Genomic DNA, 21,930 nt, shown 5'->3' with positions numbered 1-21,930 from the left:
CGGGAAGAGCAGGATTCCCGCGCTTTTCGGCATGCATCTGAAGCTGGTGGGATCTGCCCGCTTTTTTGAGTGGAGGTGGAGAACGGGATGAGTGTGATTGAAGTGCAGGATATGTCGTGGGTGCGCGGGGACAAGCAGATCCTCAAGCACATCAACTGGCAGGTGGGAGCGGGAGAACATTGGACGATCATCGGGCTGAACGGTTCCGGCAAAACATCGCTGTTGAAAATGGTGACCGGCTACGAATGGCCAACCCGGGGCAAGATCCGCGTGTTGGGGAACACGTACGGCGAATGTGAAATCCAGCAGGTGCGCAAGTCGATCGGCTGGGTCAGTTCTGCACTGCGGGATGAGATCTACCCGTCCGACCGCGCGATCGATGTGGTAATCAGCGGCAAGTTTGCATCGATTGGAATCTGGCAAGCGATCGATAAGTCAGACCGGGAACGGGCCCTGCAGCTGCTGACCCGATTGGGGTGTTCCCGTTTGGCCACAGCGCACTACGGCACCTTGTCGCAAGGGGAGAAACAGAAGGTGCTGCTGGCCCGTGCACTGATGGCGGAACCGAAGCTGCTGATTCTTGACGAACCATGTTTCGGACTGGATATTCGGGCACGGGAACAATTGCTTTCGGAGATTTCGAAAATGGGGAGCGCCGCCGATACGCCCGCCATACTCTATGTCACCCATCATATCGAGGAGATCTTGCCGATTTTTACGCATGTGCTACTGCTGCGGGAGGGCGAAGTGGTGGCGGCCGGCTTGAAACGGGACGTGCTGACGTCTGACAATCTGCAGCGGGCGTTTGGTTTGCCGGTCACTGTCGAATGGGCGGAAGAACGGCCGTGGATCAAAATTGGCAAGAATCGGGCATGGTGATTCGGGGAACACCATGCCTTCCATTTTTCCGTTGACAATCCGCACATATGGCAGTAGAATTTTAGCGAAACCTGTAAGCGGTTACACATCCAGTTCTATATATGGGAACTCGCTCAATTGTTAGGGTTGGGGGGCTGCTATGTGTAACCGGTTACATAGTCAGGGGAAGGTTCACGTGGCAACCATCAGAGATGTAGCGAAGTTGGCAGGGGTTTCAGTAGCCACCGTTTCCCGTGTTCTGAATCGGAATGGATACGTAAATGACGAAACGAAACGAAAGGTCACGCGGGCGATTGAAACATTACAGTATGAGCCGAATGCGGTCGCTCGGGGACTGGCGGGGAAACGGACGGGCACCATTGCTTTGATTCTGCCCGACATTTCCAATCCTTTTTTTCCCGAAATGGCCAGAGCAGTGGAAGATGTGGCCCGTACCAACGGGTACACAGTGATTTTTTGCAACTCCGATTGTGAGGGCGAAAAAGAACAGTCCTATATCGACATTTTATTAAACAGGTATATTGACGGGATCGTTTTTGCTTCGCATACGCTTCGGCCTGATGATGTGAAGCGAATGAAGCAGCACAATATCCCGTTCGTCGTTCTGGATCGGGCACGTGCCGATCTGGAGTGCAGCGTCGTTCGTTCGAAAAATTTTGAAGGGGCAAGCATGGCGGTTCGCCATTTGTTGGAAGTTGGTTGCCAAAAAGTTGCCCATATTTACGGTCCGCAGGATGTTATTCCTGCCAGGGATCGACTGCTGGGCTACGAACAGTCCGTGAAGGATTTCCACTGGTATACACCGACTCTGATGGAACCTGGAGATTTCCGGTTGGATGGTGGAATGAGGGCGGCAGAAGCATTGATGGAAAGACATCCGGATCTCGATGGAATATTCGTTGGAAACGATCTCATGGCGATAGGAGCATTAAAGGCATTGCTGAGGCTGGGCATTCAGGTTCCCGAACAGGTGGCTGTGTGCGGATTTGACGGAATCTCTCTGGCTGAGATGACAGAGCCCGAATTAACCACCATAGCGCAGCCCATATATGAAATGGGGGCGCTGGCTGCCGAATTGCTCATCAAGAAAATCGAAGGTGCGGTTGCAGAAAACCGGATTCATGAGCTGGATGTAACCTTGATCCCGAGAAAATCCACACAAAGGGAGACCCGATCATGAGACAACCCCATATCCTGGTTGTAGGAAGTTTAAATATGGATGTCGTGATCGAAGCGGACCGAGCTCCCCGCCAGGGGGAGACGGTGATGGGCAAACATGTCCATTTTATTCCCGGGGGCAAAGGGGCAAATCAAGCGGTGGCAGCCGCCAGGCTCGGCGCCCGGACAACCATGATCGGTGCTGTCGGAACGGATCACTTCGGCGCAAATCTGGTGGGTTCCCTGACCCGCAACGGAGTGGATACGCACGGAGTCAAGGCCGTGAGCGGAGTCTCTACAGGGATTGCTTCCATCCTGTTGGCGCACGGGGATAACCAAATTGTAGTCGTTCCGGGAGCAAATGCCCATTGTCTGCCGACAGATATCCTTCAACACGCGGAACTGTTTGCCGGGGCCGATGTGGTTTTGCTTCAACTGGAGATTCCTCTGGAAACCGTGTGCATCGCTGCCGAGACAGCCAAGCGATTCGGCAAAACCGTGATCCTCAATCCGGCTCCTGCACAGCGGCTGCCGACCGCTTTGCTGCAGAATGTGGATTATATTACCCCGAACCGTTCGGAACTCGTGCTGCTGGCGGGACTCGATCCGGAAGCATTCGAACTGGAGAAGGCGATGGAATGGGTAAGGGGGATGGGGCCGCGGCATGTAATTGCCACTCTGGGATCGGAAGGTTCGGCATATCTGCAGCGGGAAGGGAAAATCACGATTGTTCCGGCGTATAAAGTTCCCGTTGTAGATACCACCGGCGCCGGAGACGCCTTTAATGCAGGACTGGCATATGCCTTGGCCGCAGGCAGTGAGATCGTTGACGCCGTAACGTTTGCCAGCAAAGTTTCCGCACTTGCGGTTACAAAATTTGGCGCGCAGACGGGAATGCCCACCTATGGGGAGGTTGCGGCGTATGATTGGTCGAGCCTCGGGCTTTCTGACAGACCAGACGGAGACATGCAAGGTCCGATCTTATCCAGGGAGAGATGAGAGTGAAATACGTCATTTTGGATGTGGATACGGGGATTGATGATGCCCTTGCCATTGCCTATGCGGTACAGTCCCCCGAATTGCGATTGCTTGGCATTACGACCTGCTATGGGAACGTTTCGGTGGAAGAAGCAACCCGCAATACACTGCAGGTGCTCGACATTCTGGAAGCTGAGGAGATCCCGGTTGTTCCGGGGGCGGACAAGCCGTTCGCCCGTGAACACGTGAATGAAGCGGGCAGACGAATCCACGGTCAAAACGGATTGGGCAATACCAGCCTGCCGTCGCCCCGGAGAACCGCCCGGTCCCAGCAGGCAGCCGAGTTTATCGTGTCAACAGTCAGGGAATATCCGAATCGGGTCACATTGATTACTGTCGGCAGCCAAACCAACTTGGCGTTGGCGATTCAAAAGGATCCTGCGATTGTAGATTTGGTAGAGCGCGTTGTGATTATGGGAGGCGCGGTTACGGTTCCGGGGAATGTAACCCCTTATGCGGAGGCCAATATTTATGCAGATCCGGAAGCGGCATCCCTGGTCTTTCAATCGGGGATCCCGATCACGCTGGTGGGACTTGACGTCACGATGCAGACCCTTTTGACCAGAACGCACGTGCAGGACTGGCGAGCCCTGAACACGCCTTTCAGCCGCTTCCTCGCGGACATTTGCGATTATTATATCGACGCCTACCATCAATTTGACCCTTCTCTGGGCGGGTGCGCCCTGCATGACCCGCTGGCTGTAGGTGTCGTGATCGATCCTTCTTTTGTCAAGTGTGTCCCCATGCACGTGCGGGTTGACCTGGAAGGCGAGGTTTCCAAAGGCAGAACCGTGCAGGTTCATCAGGCAGAACCAAACATGGAAGTTTGCCTTGAAGTCGATGTTGAGCGGTTTGTGTCCCATTTTTTACAGCGGGTATGCAAGTCTGACTGCAAGGCCGATCAGGTTGCCGTACGCTAAAAGGGGGCGGCAGGAGTGCAGACGGGCGTTAAGCTGCCGCGCGTTGAGGGGGTGAAACAGAGCCTGTCGAGCATTTATGGAACTGGCGGGCGTGGATAAATTTTTCCATGTGTGTGGAATAGTAACAGGAAAGAGATCCGTACTGCGTATTTGGAAACCGTAAAGACTGGCGACTCTGACACAAGTTTTGTAAAATGGTTTGTTGTGTTACCAGAGCTTGTCGAAAATTGATGCGAAGGTGAGGAAAGACGGATGAAAACCAGAACGATCGCAAAAGTACTGTTGGCGGGAACGCTTTCCGCTTCCCTCGTGCTTGCAGGCTGCGGCGCCGCTTCCAAAAAGAAGGAAGGGGCTCCCGACGCAGGCGCGGGCGAACAAGTCAAACAAAAGATTCGGGTGGCGATGGTGACCGATACGGGCGGGGTGAACGACAACTCGTTTAACCAGTCCGCCTGGGAAGGTATGAAGCGGTTGGAAAAGGATTTGGGCCTGAAGGTGCAATATGCCGAATCCAAGAAAAAAGAGGATTATGTGCCGAACCTCAACGGTTTCGTCAAAGACAAATGGGATCTCACCTGGGCGATCGGCTACCTGATGGCGGAAGACCTCAAGCGGGTGGCAGCCGAAAATCCGAATACCAAGCTGGCGATCGTCGACTCCAACCTGGACGGCAATATCCCGTCTAACGTGACCGCGGTTACGTTCAAAGAACAGGAAGGATCGTTCTTGATGGGCGTGATCGCAGGTTCGATGACGAAATCGAACAAAGTCGGGTTTATCGGCGGGATCAAGGTGCCACTGATCGAAAAATTCGAGTACGGTTTCCGTGCCGGCGTTCACGCGGTCAATCCGAACGCGCAGGTGGTCACCGCTTACGTGGGTGCGTTTAACGATGCTTCGAAGGGGAAAGTGCAGGCTGGCGCGATGTATCAAAGCGGGGTGGACGTGATTTTCCACGCGGCTGGCGCAACGGGTGACGGCGTATTTTCAGAAGCGAAAGAACGCGGCAAAGGATTCTGGGTGATCGGCGTCGACCGCGACCAGTCGTATCTGGCGCCTGACAATACGCTCAGCTCGATGATCAAGCGGGTGGACAACGCGGTCTACAGCGTGTCGAAGGATCTGGCAAACGGTATTTGGAACGGCGGCAAACAAGTCGAACTCGGCCTGAAAGAGGACGGGGTCGGCTATGCGCCCACCACCAGCAAAAATACGCCGGCTGACGTGGTTGCAAAAGTGGAGGATTACAAAAAGCAGCTGATTGAAGGCAAGATCAAAGCGCCGGGGACGGCGGCCGAATTTGAGCAGTTCAAGGCTACGTTCAAGAAGTAACTGGCGGCGCCCTTTCGTTCCGCGAAAGCGACGGAATGCGCTTCGGCCAATCCCCGATCGCTTTTGCGGAACCCATAACTGGATTTGGAAAGGCGAGTTGTCACGCTCGCCTTTTTTCTGGTGTCAGGAACAGCGGGACAAAACATCCTGTTTCAAGGGGGGATCGGTGTGGCGGCGGTAGTGGAGATGCTAGGCATTACCAAACGGTTTCCGGGGATCGTGGCGAACGACAAGATCAACTTGGTCGTGGAACAAGGCGAGATTCACGCTTTGCTGGGAGAAAACGGGGCCGGCAAATCGACGCTGATGAATATCCTGTTCGGCCTGTACCAGCCGGATGAAGGCACGATCCGCATCCGAGGCACGGAAGTCAAAATTACGGACCCGAACATGGCGAACCGGTTGGGAATCGGCATGGTGCATCAACATTTCATGCTTGTTCAGCCGTTTACGGTTACAGAAAATATTATCCTCGGCAGCGAGGTGACGAACGGACCGTTCCTCGATCTGGCGAAAGCGGAGCGGCAGGTGGCGGAACTGTCAAAACGCTACGGGCTGGACGTCGACCCGCAGGCGAAGATCGAAGACATTTCGGTCGGCATGCAGCAGCGGGTGGAGATTTTGAAGACTCTGTACCGCGGTGCGGACATTCTGATTTTCGATGAGCCGACAGCCGTGCTGACACCGCAGGAAATCCGGGAATTGATGCAGATCATGCGCAACCTTGTAAAAGAGGGCAAATCGATCATCTTTATCACGCACAAATTGAAGGAAATCATGGCCGTTTGTGATCGGGTGACGGTGATCCGGCGGGGAAAATATATCGGCACTGTACCGGTGAAGGAAACCAACCCGAACCAGTTGGCCAACATGATGGTCGGCCGCGAGGTGACATTTGCCGTACAAAAACGGCCCGCCAATCCGGGGCCGGCGGTGCTCGAACTGAACGCGGTGGAAGCTGAGTCGAACCGCGGGGTGAAGGGGCTGAACGGCGTTTCGCTGACCGTGCATGCGGGAGAGATCGTCGGCATTGCCGGTGTCGAGGGAAACGGCCAGCGGGAGCTGATCGAGACGATCACCGGACTGCGGAAAGTCACGGCCGGTTCGATCCGTTTGAACGGCAACGACATCACCAACCGGACACCGCGTGAAATTGCGGAGGCGGGCGTCGGCCACATTCCGGAGGACCGGCACAAAAGAGGGCTGGTGCTCGACTATTCGATCGGCGAAAACATGGTGCTCAACACCTACTACAAGCCGCCTTTTGCAAAATCGGGCATTTTGCAGTTTGACCAGATTTTCTCGCACGCGCGACGCCTGATCGAGATGTTCGATGTACGGACTCCCAGCGAGTATACGCGCGCTCGTGCCTTGTCCGGCGGGAACCAGCAAAAAGCGATCATTGCGAGGGAGGTCGACCGCGATCCGGATCTGTTGATTGCCGCCCAACCGACGCGGGGCCTGGATGTGGGAGCGATCGAATTTATCCATAAAAAATTGGTCGAGCAGCGGGACAACGGCAAGGCGGTGCTGTTGGTCTCGTTTGAGCTGGATGAGATTATGAGCCTCTCCGACCGGATCGCCGTGATCTACGAAGGGCGGATCGTCGCCGTGGTGAAACCGGAGGAAGTGGATGACCAACAACTCGGCCTGTTGATGTCCGGGGCGACCGCGCAGCAGGCGGGAAAGGAGGCGGCGCCGGGTGCAACGCATTAATCCGCAACGCATCAACACAGGACGGAACTCGTTCCTCGTTCCTTTGATCTCCATATTGCTGGGGTTGTTGGCGGGCGCGATCATGATGATCGCGATCGGCTATGATCCGGTGGCCGGCTATTTAGCATTGTTCGGCGGAATTTTTGGCAGTCTTTACAATATCGGAGAAACGCTGCGGGCGGTCACACCGTTGATCTATACCGGACTGGCGGTTGCGTTCGCGTTTCGCACCGGCCTGTTTAACATCGGGGTGGAAGGCCAGTTTATCATCGGCCAACTGACGGCCGCTTATATCGGGGCCGCCTGGAGTTTGCCGCCGGTCGTGCACGCGCTGGTGGCGATCCTGTTTGCGATGCTGACGGCCGGAGCCTGGGCGGGCATCGCCGGTTACCTGAAGGCGCGGCTGCAGATTCACGAGGTGATCACCACGATCATGCTGAACTACATTGCCTTGAACCTGTCCAACTATTTGATCCGCGCCTATTTTCACGGGCAGCAGGAAAATACGCCGCCGATCCGGCCGAGCGCGTCGCTGGAGATGCCGATTTTGTCCCAACTGTTCGATAACGCGCGGCTGCATTGGGGCATCCTGATTGCCGTCGGGCTGGCGGTCATCGTGTACTGGCTGCTGTTCCGTACGACCAAGGGATATGAACTGCGGGCAGTCGGATTCAATCCGCATGCGGCGGAGTATGCCGGAATGAACGTGTCCCGCAATGTCGTTACGGCGATGGCTGTGTCCGGCATGTTGGCGGGTGCCGGGGGGGCGGCCGAGACGCTCGGCGTATATGGGTATTTTGGCATCCAAGGCGGATTTTCTGGCGTCGGTTTCGATGGCATTGCGGTCGCCTTGATCGGCGGCAACCATCCGTTTGGCGTGATTTTGTCGGGGTTGCTGTTCGGTAGCCTGTCGTACGGGTCATCCAGCATGCAACGGCTGGAAGGGATTCCGACTGAAATCATTCGCGTCGTGATCGCGCTGATTATCCTGTTCGTGGCGGCCGCCTCGTTTGTGCAGTGGCTGATCGGCCTATTTCGACGGAAAGGGCAGGAGGTGAAGCGCTCGTGAGCTGGACGAACCTGTTGGAGATCATCCTGAACAACACGATTCTGTACGCGACACCGTTGATCCTGGCCGCTCTCGGCGGTGTGATGTCGGAACGGTCGGGAATTGTCAATATCGCGCTGGAAGGCTTTATGATCATCGGGGCGTTTGCCGCAGCAGTGACGACCATCTTCACCGGCGAAACATTGGGGCTCGCCGGGCTGGCGCCATGGCTCGGCCTGTTGGCGGCGTTTCTGATGGGGATTCTGTTCGCCGTGCCGCATGCGGTCGCGACCATCCATTTTCGGGCGGATCAGGTGGTGTCCGGTGTCGCGTTAAACTTTCTGGCAGCCGGGTTCTCGATTTTCATGGTGAAAAATCTGTTTGACGGAGCGGCGCAAACGACGACCGTCCAACATCCGTTCGAAAAAATCCGAATCTCCGGCTTGACCGACATCCCGGTCGTCGGGAAAGGGATTTTTTTCGCCTACCCGACATCGTACCTGGCCATCCTGCTGGTGATCATCGTCTACATCGTCCTGTATCGAACTCCGTTTGGGCTGCGAATTCGGGCTTTGGGCGAGCATCCGCACGCGGCTGACTCGGTTGGCATCCGCGTTTATCTGTACCGCTATATTGCCGTCTTGCTGGCAGGCGGTTTGGCGGGACTGGGCGGGGCCAGCATGTCGATTGCTGTCACAAGCAACTTCCAGCACAATACGATCGCCGGACACGGCTTTATGGCACTGGCGGCGATGATCTTTGGCAAATGGCATCCGGTCGGGGCGATGGGGGCCGCCTTGTTTTTCGGGTTTGCCACGGCGCTGGCGGCGTCCGGACAGGTGATCGGGCTGACCAATTATGTACCGGCCGAATTTTTGATCATGCTGCCGTATGTGCTGACTATTTTGGCGCTTGCCGGCGTGGTTGGTCGCGCGAATGCACCGTCCGCGTTGGGAAGACCGTTTCTCAAAGGCGAACGATAGAGCACGCTCTAAGGGGCGTGCTTTTTCGTATAAAAAAGCGGTGGTTTTGGGTAATGTTCGGATTTGACAGATGAACTGAATCCTGATAGAGTAGACGAGGGAATTTTAGCCCCTGAAACACGAACATTATATGTGCTCATGTGACTGGTGGCTGCATGTCACTTTGCTGGGCCATAGCAGGAGGGGATGCAACGTGCCATATGATGTGATTATTGTCGGCGCAGGTCCCAGCGGGATCTTCGCTGCTTACGAACTGACGCTGTTGAATCCGAACTGCAAAGTGTTGCTGATCGATAAAGGCCACGATATTTTTCACAGAAGCTGCCCGATTTTGCAAGAAAAATTAGTCAAATGCCCGCCGCCCACCAAGATGAAAGAATATGCGGGCTGTCTGCCGGCGTGTTCGATCACGTCCGGTTGGGGCGGGGCCGGTGCGTACAGTGACGGAAAGTTTAACCTGACCACCGAGTTCGGCGGCTGGATGCAGGATTATCTGCCTCCGTCGAAAGTGCTGGAACTGATCGAGTATGTGGACCGGATCAACCTGGAACACGGGGCGACGCTGGCGATCACCGACCCGACTACCCCGGCTGTCGCAGCGATCGAACGGAGGGCGGCTGCTGCCGGTCTGAAACTTCTGAAGGCGCGCGTGCGTCACTTGGGGACGGAAGAGAACCTGAAGATCCTGACCAATATTTACCACACACTGGAAAACAAGATCGAAACAAGGTTCAAGACGCTGGTCGACGACATTCTGGTGGAAGAATTACCGGGCAGTACGGCGAAGCAGAAAGCATACCGCGTCACCGGCGTCCGCTTGAAAAGCGGGGAGGAACTGCGGGCCGACCGGGTGATCATCGGGCCGGGACGCGACGGTTCGCAATGGCTGGCGGATATTTTGAAACGGCGCGGCCTGACGATGACCAACAACCAGGTGGACATCGGGGTGCGTGTGGAAACGTCCGATGTGATCATGCAGGAGATTAACGAACACCTGTATGAAGCGAAGTTTGTGTTCAACACGTCTGTCGGAACCCGTGTCCGCACGTTCTGCGCCAACCCGAGCGGACATGTGGTGGTCGAGAACCATTCGGGCGTAATGACCGCCAACGGTCACGCGTACAAGGACCCGGCTCTCGGCAGCCGCAATACGAATTTTGCTTTGCTGGTGTCGCATACGTTTACCGAACCGTTCGACAAACCGATCGAATACGCGAAAGAGATCAGCCGGCGCGCCAATGACCTGTCGAACGGCTCCGTGATCGTGCAAAAATACGGCGATATCCTGAAAGGCCGCAGGTCGACCGAAAAGAGAATCCGAGAAGGGTTCATCGAGCCGACCTTGAAAGAAGCGGTACCGGGCGATCTCGGCCTGGTGCTGCCGTACAATACGATGAAATCGTTAATTGAAATGATGGAAGCGCTCGACAAGGTGACGCCGGGCATCGCATCGGAACACACCCTGTTTTATGGCGTGGAAGCGAAATTTTACAGCGCCCGTCCGCGCCTGACGGATCACTTCGAGACGGAAGTCCGGGGCTTGTTCGCGATCGGCGACGGAGCGGGCATCACCCGGGGGTTGGCGCAAGCATCCGCCGCCGGTGTACACGTTGCACGGCATATTGCTTCCACATTGCCGAAGAAAGTGCAGATGGCAGCCAACTGATTTTTTCGCATGAGGCCGGTGAGAGATTGCGGTTCACCGGCTTTGTATTGTCTTGCAGAAGCCAAGCGTCACGGAACAAAAATCTTTTCATGCCGATACTCCCCATCCGTTTCCCGAACGGCAATCACAGCCCCATTCTCCACCGGTTCAAAATACTCCATTTTTTCAACCGGCCAATTCATTAAAAAAGCCAGCAGCATCTGAATGAAAGCGGCATGCGTCACGACGATCAGGTTCTCGTATCGTTGTTGCTGCATCAGCCGCTGGACAATCGTATGCATAAACAGGGTCGAACGGAGATATACATCTGCCAGGGATTCCCCGTTCAGATAACGAAAGTAGAAGCGGCCCGCCGCTTGAAACTCCTTTTTCGATTCGAGGGTTCGATTGTTGAAATCGTACAGGTTCCCCCACTCCCATTCGCGCAGCAGCGGATTTTCATAGAAAGGGGTGCCGGTCGGCAGTAGGGAGTGGATCGCTTGCGCTGTTTCGATGGTTCTGCGATACGGAGAGGAGTAAAGGATGCTGCTGCCTTTTGCCAAATCCCTGATAAATTGTGCGGTGGCCGCGGCCTGCTGCCGGCCCGATTCGGTAAGAGCATGTTTTGAATCATGCGTATGGGCCATGCGAAAACGGTCTACATTATGCTCGGCTTCGCCATGGCGAATCAGATACAGGTTCATTGTTCCTCCCCCATCCTGTCAGTTCCCTGGAGATCTGATTTCATCCTAACAAAAAGTATTTGAAAAATCAAATCAATTGAGATAAAATAAAAAACAGAGCAAGACATACCGACCGGTTGGTTTGTCTGCAAGCAGGGGGGATCGTCTGATGAATTTTGCGTACAGCGATAGGGTGAAAGCGTTACAGGAGCGTTTGATTCAATTCATGGATGAAGTGGTGTATCCGAATGAGAAAACGTATGAGCAGCAGCTGAATGAAGCCCCGACCCGCTGGCAAATTCCGCCGATCATGGAGGAGATGAAAGCCAAGGCAAGGGCGGCCGGTTTGTGGAATCTGTTTTTGCCTGAAAGCGAATGGGGAGCGGGTCTGACGAACCTGGAGTATGCACCGTTGTGCGAGATTATGGGGCGCTCCTTCATCGCGCCGGAAGTGTTCAACTGCAGCGCACCGGACACCGGGAACATGGAAGTGCTGGTCCGCTATGGCACGAAAGAGCAGCAGGAGAAGTGGCTGGTCCCCCTCCTGAACGGGGAAATCCGTTCCTGTTTTTCGATGACCGAGCCGGAAGTGGCCTCTTCTGATGCTACGAATATTGAAGCGAGTATTGTAAGAGACGGCGATGAATACGTCATTAACGGGCGGAAGTGGTGGTCATCCGGTGCCGGCGACCCTCGGTGCAAGATTGCGATTGTGATGGGAAAGACCAATCCGAACGCCCCCCGGCACGAACAGCAATCGATGATTCTCGTTCCGCTCGACACGCCGGGTGTCAAAATTGAGCGAATCCTGCCGGTATTCGGATATGACGACGCGCCGCATGGGCATGCGGAGATTACATTTGACAATGTGCGTGTGCCGGCAAGCAATATCATTTGGGAAGAAGGAAAAGGGTTTGCGATTGCGCAAGGCCGACTCGGACCTGGGCGGATCCACCACTGCATGCGCTTGATCGGGTTGGCCGAACGGGCGCTTGAGCTGATGGTGGCGCGTGCGAAAAATCGGGTTGCTTTTGGCAAACCATTGGCGGAACAAGGAGTGATCCAGGAGTGGATTGCCGACTCTCGGATCGAGATTGAGCAAGCCCGCCTCTTGACGTTAAAGGCTGCGTACATGATGGATACAGTTGGGAACAAAGTCGCACGAAAGGAAATTGCAATGATCAAAGTGGTGGCGCCGAATATGGCATTGAAGGTGATTGACAGGGCCATCCAGGTGCACGGGGCCGCCGGGGTCAGCGAAGATTTCCCGCTTGCCAGGATGTGGGCGACGATCCGGACATTGCGTCTGGCAGACGGGCCGGATGAAGTCCATCGTGCCGCCATTGCAAAGCTGGAGTTAAAAGCCCATCAGTCGGGTGATGCCAATGGCTGATCAAACACAAGCAAGGCAGGTCCTGCAGGATACGATTCCTGTCCGTAAAGGAGAGGAATTGAATTTGCAACGATTGGAGACCTTTCTGCGCCAACACATCGAAAATTTGCCTGATTCACCGCTGGAAGTGAAACAATTTGGGACAGGAGCTTCCAATTTGACGTACGCACTTCGCATCGGGGATTGGGAAGCGGTGCTTCGCCGGCCTCCGCTTGGTCCCGTAGCCCCCAAAGCGCATGACATGGCCCGTGAATACAAGATCTTGAGCAAGCTGCATCCTGTGTTTCCGCTTGCTCCCAAACCATTTTTGTTTAGCGATCATGAGGAGATCGTGGGCAGTCCGTTTTTTTTGATGGAGAGACGGTATGGGGTTGTATTGGATCCCGGATTTCCGGAACCTTATACCCCGACACGGGAACTCTGCCAACAAATCTCGCAAACGATGGTCGATCGGCTGGTGGAACTTCACAGTATCGACTATCAGGCGGCAGGCCTGGGGGAAATCGGGTATCCTGAAGGGTTTATGGAACGTCAGGTGCACGGTTGGATTGGTCGCTATGAACGGGCGAAAACGGATGAAGTGCCGGGCGTGGATGAACTGAAACGGTGGATGGTCGACCATCTTCCTGTTTCTCCCCCGCCGGCCGTGATCCATTACGATTACAAGCTGAACAATGTGATGTTTGACGCAGCCGATCTGAGCCAAATGGTCGCGATTTTTGACTGGGAAATGACGACCATTGGAGACCCCCTCGCCGACTTGGGCTGTGCTTTGAGTTATTGGACGCAGGAGGATGATCCGGATGTTCTCAAGCAATGGCGGGGGAAGCCTTCCGTAACTCTGCTGCCAGGGTTTATGTCGCGTGAACAGTTTATTGAAGCCTATGCAAAAAAAAGCGGACGGGATGTTTCGCAGATCCATTTTTATTTGACGTTTGCCTACTTCAAGCTGGCGGTGATCATTCAGCAAATTTATTACCGTTGGAAAAAGGGCCAGACACAGGATGAACGGTTCGCGGCGTTCGGCGATTTCGCCCGCAGTTTGCTACTTCGGGCGCAGGAATTATCGCAATGACAATGAGTCCTGGAGGGATCGGGTGTGCAGTTTCGCTTGACGGAAGAACAGAGGATGATTCAGAAGACGATCCGGCAATTCGTCGAACGGGAGTTGATGCCGTTGGAGCCGGAGGTGCTCCGCAATGAGCGGCAGGGAAAACCGGGAATTACGCAGGAAAAAATCAGGAAACTGCAGGAGAAAGCAAGAAGCGCGGGGTTCTGGGGCATCAATACGCCGGAGGAGTACGGGGGCGCCAATCTGGGAGCCTTGATGCAGGCGATCGTTTTGATGGAAACAGGCAGAACGTTCGTGCCGTTCCGGTTTGGCGGCCATGCGGACAATATTCTCTACTACTGCAATGAGTGGCAGAAGCAAAAATATTTGATCCCTACCATCAATGGCGAGCGGAAGTCCTGCTTTGCCCTGACCGAGCCCGGCGCCGGTTCCGATCCCTCGAATATCCGGATGCGGGCCGAAAAAGTCGGCAAGCACTATGTTCTGAACGGCGAGAAAATCTTTATCACCAACGGAAACGAAGCCGATTTTGCGATGGTGTTTGCGGTCACCAACAAGGATGTAAAGGGGCACGGCGGCGTCACCTGTTTTCTGGTCGACAGGGAAATGGGGTGGCGCTCCGAACCGATCCAGACGATGGGGGAGTGGGGACCTGCTTCCCTGATCTTTGAAGATGTGCGGGTGCCGGAAGAAAATATTCTGGGTGAGCTGCATGGCGGTTTCCGTTTGGGGCTGGAATGGATTTCCTACGCCCGCTGGGTGGTGGGAGCGATTGCAGTCGGAGCGGCGGAGCGGCTGCTGCAGATGGCGATCGATTATTCCAAGCAGCGGGTTACGTTTGGCCAGCCGATTGCGGAAAGACAGGCGATCCAATGGATGATTGCCGATTCGGCGGTTGAAATTGAAGCGGCCAAATGGCTGGTTCTAAACGCGGCCTGGAAGCTCGATCAAGGGGAAGACAATCGGCATTATGCGTCGATTGCCAAGCTGTACGGAGCGAATATGGGCAACCGGGTGGTCGACCGGGTTCTCCAGATCCACGGAGGCATGGGATATACGAAGGAACTGCCGATCGAACGCTGGTACCGGGAAGCGAGACTTTGGAGAATTTATGACGGAACGGATGAAATCCAGCGTTTGATTATCTCAAGAAATTTGCTGAAAGGTCATGTGAAAGTGGGAGAGCTGTTATAGACCCCGCTATCATGCGAGGCGGAAAGTTCGCGGGCGGTCGCTTGAATCCCAAACGACCATTGAACGAAACAACGGAACATACTATAATGATAAAAAATTTAACCGACCAGTCGGTACAAACCATGGGAGAGGTACACATATGTACGAAACTGTAAACTACCGTGTTGAGAACCGGATTGCCACGATCCAAATCTGTGTTCCGCAGAAAATGAACGCGTTGAATCTAGCGGTGCATCGTGATCTGTATGCCGCTTTTTCCGCCGCCAATGAAGACGCGGACGTTCGCTGCATCGTCCTGACCGGGGAGGGGAGAGCGTTCTCGGCGGGGGCAGACCTGTCCGAATTTGACGGCACAATTGAAAAACCGGATTACGCATCCTACTTGAAAGATACGTACAACAACCTGCTTCGTCTGATGATGCAGATCAAAAAACCGATTCTCGCAGCCGTTAATGGTGCGGCGGCCGGAGCCGGTCTCAGCCTCGCGTTGGCCTGTGATTTTCGCGTGGCGTCGCAAGATGCCAAATTGTCTCTGGCGTTTATCAAAATCGGCTTGATCCCGGATGCGGGTGCCTGCTTTTTCATGCCGCGGCTGGTGGGCCTGGGGAAGGCGATGGAACTGGCCGCTCTCGGCTCTGCCATCACGGCGGAAGAAGCGGAAAAAATCGGGCTAGTGAACAAAGTGCTGCCCGCCGGCAGATTTGCGGAGGGGGTGGCCGAGTTTGCCGGGCAGCTGGCCGATCTGCCGACACTTGCTTTCGGCAAGATGAAAGAGATCATGTACAAAAGCATGGAAAACGATCTGGACACGGTCTTGCGATGGGAAGAGGAAGGGCAGAACTTCGCTGGCGCGACCCTGGACCACCGGGAGGGAGTCATGGCTTTTCTGGAAAAGAGAAAGCCGACGTTCAAAGGTGTATAGGAGAGGAGAAGGGGACAATATGTTTCAACCGGAACTGTTAAAAGACAAAGTGGTGCTGATCACGGGCGGCGGCACCGGACTCGGCCGGGCGATGGGCGAAAGGTTTCTGCAGTTGGGGGCCAAGTTGGCGATCACCAGCCGCCGCGAGGAAGTTTTGCAAACGGCAGCGAGAGAAATGAGCGCTGATGGGGGAGAAGTATTCTATACCTGTTGTGACGTTCGGGACGCATCGCAAGTCAGCCAAATGGTCGATGCGGTTGAGCAGCATTACGGCCGCATCGATGTGCTTGTGAACAATGCGGCGGGCAACTTTGTCAGCCCGACAGAACGTCTGTCGCCCCGAGCTGTGGATGCGATTTTGGGAATCGTGCTGCACGGGACTTTCTATACAACGCTGGAAGTCGGCAAGCGTTGGATTGAGCAGAAGAAAGGCGGCGTCATGCTGAATATTGTGACCACCTATGCGGAGACAGGCTCCGGCTATGTGGTGCCGTCGGCGGCCGCCAAGGCTGGCGTTGTGGCGCTGACCCGCTCGCTTGCCGTCGAATGGGCCAAGTACGGAATTCGCCAGGTCGCGATTGCTCCTGGTCCGTTTCCGACAGACGGTGCGTGGAGCCGTCTGGCGCCGACCCCGGAACTGTCCGAGTCGTTGGTTCGGCGGATTCCCTTGCGCCGCGTGGGGGAAAAAGAGGAACTCGGCAATCTGGCCGCTTTTCTCATATCGGATTACGCGGGCTATATTAACGGCGAAGTGGTCACCATCGACGGTGGCGAATGGCTGCAAGGGGCGGGGCAGTTCAACGGACTGATGGACCTGTCGGAAGCGGATTGGAAGGTACTGAGCGAGTTGACACGCAAAGGGAAATAGCGAACGAATCGGCGGGGGCGGTGAAGCGGATGAAAGCGATTCAGTTTCGGGAATATGGCAAGCCCGATGTTTTGCAACTGGTTGACGTTCCGGCACCGGCATTGAAACCGGGTTGTGTGCTGGTGCAAGTCAAGGCGGCCGGAGTGAATTTTGCCGATACGATGCGCCGCCGCAACCAGTATTTAGCGAAGACTTCCTTGCCTTATATACCGGGTTCGGAAGTTGCAGGAGTGATCATAGAAGTGTCCCCCGATGTCACCAAATTCAAGTCAGGGGACCGTGTGGTGGCTTTGACCGACCAGGGGGGCTATGCCGAGTATGTGGCCCTGCACGAAGATGAGATCATACCCCTGCCGGAACGTGTCGATTTTGACCAGGCTGCCGCCAGCTTGCTGCAGGGGCTTACCGCCTATCATATTTTGCGGACATCGGGGCAATTGGCGGCAGGGGAATCCGTATTGGTTCACGCCGCGGCCGGAGGAGTGGGAACGTTGGCCGTCCAGTTGGCGAAGCTACTGGGCGCGGGGCAGGTGATCGCCACGGCAAGCAGTCCGGATAAACTGGAACTCGCCCGTTCGCTGGGCGCCGATGCCGGGGTGAATTATACGGATGAAAATTGGGACGAGCAGGTGGTTGACCTGACCGGCGGGAAAGGTGTCGATATCGTTCTTGAGATGGTGGGCGGGGAGATTTTCCGAAAAAGCTTGCAGTGCCTGGCTCCCTTCGGACGGCTTGTCATTTTTGGCAGGGCCGGCAAGGAAGTGGCCCACTTCGATCCCAGCCTGTTAATGAAACGCAACACGACTGTGACCGGGTTCTGGCTGCCGCGTATTATGCAGCGCCCCGCACTCTATCGGGAGAGTGTCGCGGAACTGCTCAACTATTTGGGCCAGGGGAAACTGAAAGTGATCATCGGCCACAAACTGCCGTTGGCAGAGGCGAGAACCGCCCACGAACTGCTGGAAGGGCGGCAGACAACAGGCAAGGTAGTTCTAATACCTTAACATGAATTCGGTATTGACCGGCAGCGAAGTGAGAACCCGATTTTCCACAGTTGATGATGCCTCTTTTTTCAGATTGTACAGTTTCAAATGAAACAGGAAAGGGACAATTCCGGTTGAATTTGCAAAAAAGTGATCGAATGGGAAGCAAAAGAGGAGAATTTCGGCTGGATTGACGGACGGGTCTTGTGACATCGACAGACATTCGAATGTTGCAAGAAGCAGATACCAAACGGTTGGTATGCGGCCTGCAACGAGCGGAGGCCGGTTCAATCGCCGAACAGTCGGGTTGTAATGAGACGGGGGATGGAAATGAGGTTCGCCAACAAAGTGGCAATCGTAACTGGGGCTGGGAGCGGCATTGGCCGTGCGAGCGCCCAACAATTCGCCCGTGAAGGTGCCAGGGTGGTTGTTGCGGATGTGAATCCCGAATCCGGAGCCATGACAGCCGCTGCAATAAAAGAACGAGGAGGAGATGCGGTTTTCATTCCTGTTGACACCTCCTCCTATGAAAGCGTCGCATCGCTTGTTCAACAAACACTGGGGACTTACGGACAATTGGATATCATGTTCAACAATGCGGGGATCGTGAACGCGCAATATGCTGTCCACGAGATGCCAGTTGAAGAATATCATCGAACGGTAGCGGTGAATCAACATGGGGTTTTTTACGGAATCAAGGCCGCAGCCAACGCGATGAAAGATCGCGGAGGGGTGATCATCAATACGGCCTCCATCTATGGATATATTGCCGATCGCAAGCAATTCCCCTACCACGCCAGCAAAGGGGCGGTGGTGATGATGACAAAATCGGCCGCTCTCGATCTGGCCCGGTACAACATTCGAGTCGTCGGAATTGCGCCGGGCTTGATCGAAACCGGCATCGTCAGCGAGTGGAGGAAGAACCCGGCTCTCTGGAGCAAAATTGAAAGGGCGCAGATGAGAGGCAAGGCAGGTACACCGGAGCAAGTCGCTCAGATGGTAGCCTTTCTGGCGAGCGACGAGGCTTCCTTTTTGAACGGACATGTTTTTTGCGTTGATGACGGAGCAGCTTCATTCAAGCGGTAAGCACGAGTAATTTTCTGTCGGCTGCCGTCAAACCGGTGTAGAGAAACACGGCAAGGAGGGAAAGATCATGCTAGCCTGGGTGGTGAAACAACTGGGGGATCCGAGTGAGGCGTTGCATCTCGCGGAAGTACCCAAACCGGATCCGAATTCGGGAGAAGTGCTGATCAAAGTGGAAGCGGTTGCCTTGAATTTTTTTGATATTTTGCAGTGCCTGGGAAAATATCAGGAGAAGCCGCCGCTGCCGTTTACGCCTGGCGCGGAGATTTCCGGAACCATTATGGCGGTTGGAGAAAGCGCTTCTTTCACAGTGGGGCAGCGGGTAGTGGCTACCCCGCCATTGCCGCGGGGAGGTCTCGCAGAATGGGTGGCGGTGCCGGAAGAGTTTGTCTATCCGATTCCCGATTCGTTATCCTGGAATGAGGCTGCGGCGATGTTTATCACCTACCAGACCGCCTACTATGCTCTCCATCGATGCGCCAGACTGCAACCTGGTGAAGTGCTGTTGGTGCATGCAGGATCTGGCGGAGTGGGGTCTGCTGCGATTCAATTGGGAGTGGCTGCCGGGGCGCGTGTGATTGCCACCGCAGGAGGTGCGGAAAAAGTTCAAATTTGCAAAGAACTGGGTGCGGAAGCGGCAATCGATTACCTGACAGAAGATTTTGCAGAGATTGTGAAAATGGTTACAGAAGGGCGCGGGGCAAACGTAATTTTTGACCCGGTTGGCGGTGATACGTTCGATCGCTCCCGAAAATGCATCGCATTTGAAGGGCGTTTGCTCGTCATTGGTTTCGCCGGAGGTCGCATCGCGGACGCCCCCACGAACCACGCTTTGGTGAAAAATTATTCGGTGGTCGGAGTCCATTGGGGCTTGTTCCGGCGCCTGATGCCGGAACGGGTGGCAGAAGCTCATGGGGAACTGATGGCGTTGTACGAACAGGGAGCCATCCGGCCGCTGGTGTTCAGGGAATTTCCGTTTGAAGAGGTTCCGCAAGCCTTGCATCTTTTGGCGGGGCGGAAGACGTGGGGGAAACTCGTCGTGAAGCCGTAACCCGATTGCCAGACTCTTGGTCAGCCCTCTTGCGTCAAGGCGTAAGGGGGCTTTATGCTAGGCATTTGCGCGTATAGGCGCATTTGTGAATTGTTAGGGAGAATGGAGTTGAAACGATTGAAGTCCCGGTCTCAATTATATTTTGTGTTGTGCCTTTTATTTTTCTTATCCGCATCAGTCCTTTGAAGGAGTGACGGTGGACCAGATCACGAAGTTGGTGACCAGCCGGGCGGTGCGTCCGAACGTCGCCATACAAACAGTTGGATGTCTCGGCCCAGTTTTTCGTTTAAATCCGTAAGCCGCTTCCGCCTGGTGTCGAGCAGAAAAAGGAGCCTACAATCAGGACGACTACCATTCTCGGAACTTGCATGATCATGGGAGACCCCGCCGCCTCTCGTCACCGGCTAATGTGCTGTTGGCACGCTTTCCTCTTCCAAAATTAAATATTTTTGGCCTCTAAGTAAGAATAATGAAGTGCAGAGAACACAAACAAACACCCTGCTCTACCTTCTATAACCATTCATGAGCATTTCATAGATCAGTTGAGCTATTTCTTCTTTACTATAGCTTTTTGAAGGATTATACCATTTGTAGGCCCAGTTGCAGGCCCCAAACAGGGTTTGGACCACCAAAGAGGGGTTCCTGTCTACAAAATGTCCGGTTCGTACACCTTCCATGTACAATTCTGTGAGATTGGCATAGTATTTGTCGATAAAGTCAAGAGTCTCTTGAATGATAGATTCCGGCATATTCTTCAGTTCCTCAAAGAATATCCCCATTTCGATCCGATTATCGAGAATAAACAAAATATGCTGATACAGAAATTCTTCAAATTTCCGATGTGCAGGAGCTTCCTTTGCTAGGATTTCATTGGCATATGCATGGACCTTATCCTGTACTTGAACTACAATAGTGTGAATTATTTCTTCTTTATTTTTGAAGTAGTGATAGATAGCTGGGCGCGTGATCTGTAAAATATTTGCTACTTCTTCCAGGCTGGTGCTCTTGTATCCCTTCGTAAAAAAAAGTCGTGCGGCTTCCCTAACAATGATCTGCGGAGTGATATTTCGTGAAGTTTTTCTCAATGCAATCTTCCTTTCATAGGTTTATTAAAAGTTTACAATGCTCTAACCCCATACGCAATGTCTATAGTAGAACAGGTTCCGTACACCCGGTTGGGACACCGCCTTTCAGGAACCGGGGCGGAAGCTCAAAGGCGGTGGACTAGTATACCATGGATAGACGTATCGGCTTGAACGAGTGGTCGGGCTTGTCAAGCCGCCAAGCACAGGCATTGTGGAAGTCATCCCTCGGCGGGACGGAATCGTTATTAAGCACGATTCAACGGAGTGGTGTATCGACTGCAACCGGTCAACGAGAAGCCTGCTGAGGACGGGAAAGCAGACGGGAGGCCGAAAAAAGAGGGCTGCGTTACGACGCAAACCCTCAGCGGATCACCCGTGGTGAATACGGGCGATTCCACCAAAACCAATATCAGTATAACATACATCCCGGCGCCCTATACAGGGGACCAGGGAATTGTCAAGTGACATTTTCTCGGACGAATAAAAGGGACAAAGTCACTGACCGCTTGACACGTCTTTAGTAGAGCTTTTTGCGATGTCCGGGAAGCCAAACGGGACAAGGGCTGAGAAATAAGCGAAAATAATCTTTCCCCCAAAAATCAGCGGAAAACGTACCCTTTCAGACACAAAAATAGGCCGGGTTCCGAAATTCCACCCCAGCCTCTTGATGTGGTTAAAAATAGTAAACAGGCGAGTTCATCCGTGGTAAAATTGTAGTTGACGAAGCCACAATTTTATTTTCTGGAGGGTCGCCTGCTATGGCTATTATACCACAACTGAAACTGTTTGCGTGGAATGAAATTCAAACGCTCGGAGACTTGGAGCGTTTGCGTCTTGTTCTTGAGTATATGCCGGACGAGGAACTCATGAAAGCGCT

The 21,930-nt window shown here is 54.4% G+C and carries 19 protein-coding genes; 17 read left to right on the top strand and 2 right to left on the bottom strand.

Going from position 1 to position 21,930, the window contains the following annotated elements; genetic code table 11:
• The first annotated feature begins 87 nt into the window (after window positions 1-87).
• The 9 genes from C230_RS0107070 to C230_RS0107030 all read left to right on the top strand — a co-directional run bounded on the left by C230_RS0107070 (window position 88) and on the right by C230_RS0107030 (window position 10,740).
• On the top strand, window positions 88-879 hold the full coding sequence (locus tag C230_RS0107070) for an ABC transporter ATP-binding protein (protein WP_018131330.1): 792 nt from the start codon (window positions 88-90) through the stop codon (window positions 877-879).
• A gap of 175 nt (window positions 880-1,054) precedes the next feature.
• Window positions 1,055-2,059 carry a LacI family DNA-binding transcriptional regulator gene (locus C230_RS0107065; RefSeq protein WP_018131329.1) on the top strand — a complete coding sequence of 335 codons (1,005 nt, stop codon included), beginning with the start codon at window positions 1,055-1,057 and terminating at the stop codon, window positions 2,057-2,059.
• The gene (rbsK, locus tag C230_RS0107060) at window positions 2,056-3,036 is read left to right on the top strand and encodes a ribokinase (protein WP_083910487.1); all 981 of its coding nucleotides are present in this window, start codon (window positions 2,056-2,058) and stop codon (window positions 3,034-3,036) included. The genes C230_RS0107065 and rbsK overlap by 4 nt, the downstream gene beginning before the upstream one ends.
• A 2-nt stretch (window positions 3,037-3,038) precedes the next feature.
• Window positions 3,039-3,995 (top strand): nucleoside hydrolase, encoded by a 957-nt coding sequence (locus C230_RS0107055; protein ID WP_018131327.1) that lies wholly within the window; start codon window positions 3,039-3,041, stop codon window positions 3,993-3,995.
• A gap of 252 nt (window positions 3,996-4,247) precedes the next feature.
• Window positions 4,248-5,327 (top strand): BMP family lipoprotein, encoded by a 1,080-nt coding sequence (locus C230_RS0107050; protein WP_018131326.1) that lies wholly within the window; start codon window positions 4,248-4,250, stop codon window positions 5,325-5,327.
• Between the two features lie 168 nt (window positions 5,328-5,495).
• Window positions 5,496-7,043, top strand: a complete 1,548-nt coding sequence (locus C230_RS0107045; protein WP_018131325.1) for an ABC transporter ATP-binding protein — start codon at window positions 5,496-5,498, stop codon at window positions 7,041-7,043.
• On the top strand, window positions 7,030-8,112 hold the full coding sequence (locus C230_RS0107040; protein ID WP_018131324.1) for an ABC transporter permease: 1,083 nt from the start codon (window positions 7,030-7,032) through the stop codon (window positions 8,110-8,112). The genes C230_RS0107045 and C230_RS0107040 overlap by 14 nt, the downstream gene beginning before the upstream one ends.
• Window positions 8,109-9,074 (top strand): ABC transporter permease, encoded by a 966-nt coding sequence (locus C230_RS0107035; protein WP_018131323.1) that lies wholly within the window; start codon window positions 8,109-8,111, stop codon window positions 9,072-9,074. Before C230_RS0107040 ends, C230_RS0107035 begins: the two co-directional genes overlap by 4 nt.
• A gap of 130 nt (window positions 9,075-9,204) precedes the next feature.
• Window positions 9,205-10,740: an NAD(P)/FAD-dependent oxidoreductase gene (locus tag C230_RS0107030; RefSeq protein WP_156807383.1), complete on the top strand. Its 1,536-nt coding sequence runs from the start codon at window positions 9,205-9,207 to the stop codon at window positions 10,738-10,740.
• 68 nt (window positions 10,741-10,808) lie between these two features.
• On the opposite strand, the gene C230_RS19710 is transcribed toward C230_RS0107030, so the two are convergent.
• Window positions 10,809-11,423, bottom strand: a complete 615-nt coding sequence (locus C230_RS19710) for a histidine phosphatase family protein (protein ID WP_018131321.1) — start codon at window positions 11,421-11,423, stop codon at window positions 10,809-10,811.
• A gap of 148 nt (window positions 11,424-11,571) precedes the next feature.
• Between C230_RS19710 and C230_RS0107020 the strand changes: the two genes are divergently transcribed.
• The 8 genes from C230_RS0107020 to C230_RS0106985 all read left to right on the top strand — a co-directional run bounded on the left by C230_RS0107020 (window position 11,572) and on the right by C230_RS0106985 (window position 19,968).
• A complete protein-coding gene (locus tag C230_RS0107020) occupies window positions 11,572-12,795 on the top strand; it encodes an acyl-CoA dehydrogenase (RefSeq protein ID WP_018131320.1) in 1,224 nt (407 codons plus the stop codon).
• Window positions 12,788-13,870 (top strand): phosphotransferase family protein, encoded by a 1,083-nt coding sequence (locus tag C230_RS0107015; RefSeq protein ID WP_018131319.1) that lies wholly within the window; start codon window positions 12,788-12,790, stop codon window positions 13,868-13,870. The genes C230_RS0107020 and C230_RS0107015 overlap by 8 nt, the downstream gene beginning before the upstream one ends.
• Before the next feature lie 24 nt (window positions 13,871-13,894).
• Window positions 13,895-15,061 (top strand): acyl-CoA dehydrogenase family protein, encoded by a 1,167-nt coding sequence (locus C230_RS0107010; RefSeq protein ID WP_018131318.1) that lies wholly within the window; start codon window positions 13,895-13,897, stop codon window positions 15,059-15,061.
• A gap of 139 nt (window positions 15,062-15,200) precedes the next feature.
• Window positions 15,201-15,983, top strand: a complete 783-nt coding sequence (locus tag C230_RS0107005) for an enoyl-CoA hydratase/isomerase family protein (protein ID WP_018131317.1) — start codon at window positions 15,201-15,203, stop codon at window positions 15,981-15,983.
• A 19-nt stretch (window positions 15,984-16,002) separates the two neighbouring features.
• Window positions 16,003-16,851, top strand: a complete 849-nt coding sequence (locus C230_RS0107000) for an SDR family oxidoreductase (protein WP_018131316.1) — start codon at window positions 16,003-16,005, stop codon at window positions 16,849-16,851.
• 29 nt (window positions 16,852-16,880) lie between these two features.
• Entirely contained in the window at window positions 16,881-17,855 is a 975-nt protein-coding gene (locus C230_RS0106995) for a quinone oxidoreductase family protein (RefSeq protein ID WP_018131315.1), read from the top strand.
• Between the two features lie 309 nt (window positions 17,856-18,164).
• Complete coding sequence (locus C230_RS0106990) at window positions 18,165-18,920, top strand: SDR family NAD(P)-dependent oxidoreductase (RefSeq protein WP_018131314.1); 756 nt, start codon at window positions 18,165-18,167, stop codon at window positions 18,918-18,920.
• A gap of 67 nt (window positions 18,921-18,987) precedes the next feature.
• Entirely contained in the window at window positions 18,988-19,968 is a 981-nt protein-coding gene (locus C230_RS0106985; RefSeq protein ID WP_018131313.1) for an NADPH:quinone oxidoreductase family protein, read from the top strand.
• A 503-nt stretch (window positions 19,969-20,471) separates the two neighbouring features.
• Here C230_RS0106985 and C230_RS0106980 read toward each other — a convergent pair.
• Window positions 20,472-21,053 (bottom strand): TetR/AcrR family transcriptional regulator, encoded by a 582-nt coding sequence (locus C230_RS0106980; RefSeq protein ID WP_018131312.1) that lies wholly within the window; start codon window positions 21,051-21,053, stop codon window positions 20,472-20,474.
• Window positions 21,054-21,930 lie beyond the last annotated feature (877 nt).

Source organism: Effusibacillus pohliae DSM 22757 (assembly GCF_000376225.1).
Lineage (GTDB): Bacteria > Bacillota > Bacilli > Tumebacillales > Effusibacillaceae > Effusibacillus > Effusibacillus pohliae.
Note: the sequence above shows the minus strand (reverse complement) of the source record. Positions and strands in the feature narration are given on the sequence as shown.

What these genes read in the sequence shown, in the direction of transcription:
- C230_RS19710 (WP_018131321.1), bottom strand. Translation starts at nt 11,423, where the DNA reads ATGAACCTGTATCTGATTCGCCATGGCGAAGCCGAGCATAATGTAGAC.
- C230_RS0107050 (WP_018131326.1), top strand. Translation starts at nt 4,248, where the DNA reads ATGAAAACCAGAACGATCGCAAAAGTACTGTTGGCGGGAACGCTTTCC.
- C230_RS0107030 (WP_156807383.1), top strand. Translation starts at nt 9,205, where the DNA reads ATGTGCTCATGTGACTGGTGGCTGCATGTCACTTTGCTGGGCCATAGC.
- C230_RS0107015 (WP_018131319.1), top strand. Translation starts at nt 12,788, where the DNA reads ATGGCTGATCAAACACAAGCAAGGCAGGTCCTGCAGGATACGATTCCT.
- rbsK (WP_083910487.1), top strand. Translation starts at nt 2,056, where the DNA reads ATGAGACAACCCCATATCCTGGTTGTAGGAAGTTTAAATATGGATGTC.
- C230_RS0106990 (WP_018131314.1), top strand. Translation starts at nt 18,165, where the DNA reads ATGAGGTTCGCCAACAAAGTGGCAATCGTAACTGGGGCTGGGAGCGGC.
- C230_RS0107000 (WP_018131316.1), top strand. Translation starts at nt 16,003, where the DNA reads ATGTTTCAACCGGAACTGTTAAAAGACAAAGTGGTGCTGATCACGGGC.
- C230_RS0107070 (WP_018131330.1), top strand. Translation starts at nt 88, where the DNA reads ATGAGTGTGATTGAAGTGCAGGATATGTCGTGGGTGCGCGGGGACAAG.
- C230_RS0106985 (WP_018131313.1), top strand. Translation starts at nt 18,988, where the DNA reads ATGCTAGCCTGGGTGGTGAAACAACTGGGGGATCCGAGTGAGGCGTTG.
- C230_RS0107020 (WP_018131320.1), top strand. Translation starts at nt 11,572, where the DNA reads ATGAATTTTGCGTACAGCGATAGGGTGAAAGCGTTACAGGAGCGTTTG.
- C230_RS0106995 (WP_018131315.1), top strand. Translation starts at nt 16,881, where the DNA reads ATGAAAGCGATTCAGTTTCGGGAATATGGCAAGCCCGATGTTTTGCAA.
- C230_RS0107005 (WP_018131317.1), top strand. Translation starts at nt 15,201, where the DNA reads ATGTACGAAACTGTAAACTACCGTGTTGAGAACCGGATTGCCACGATC.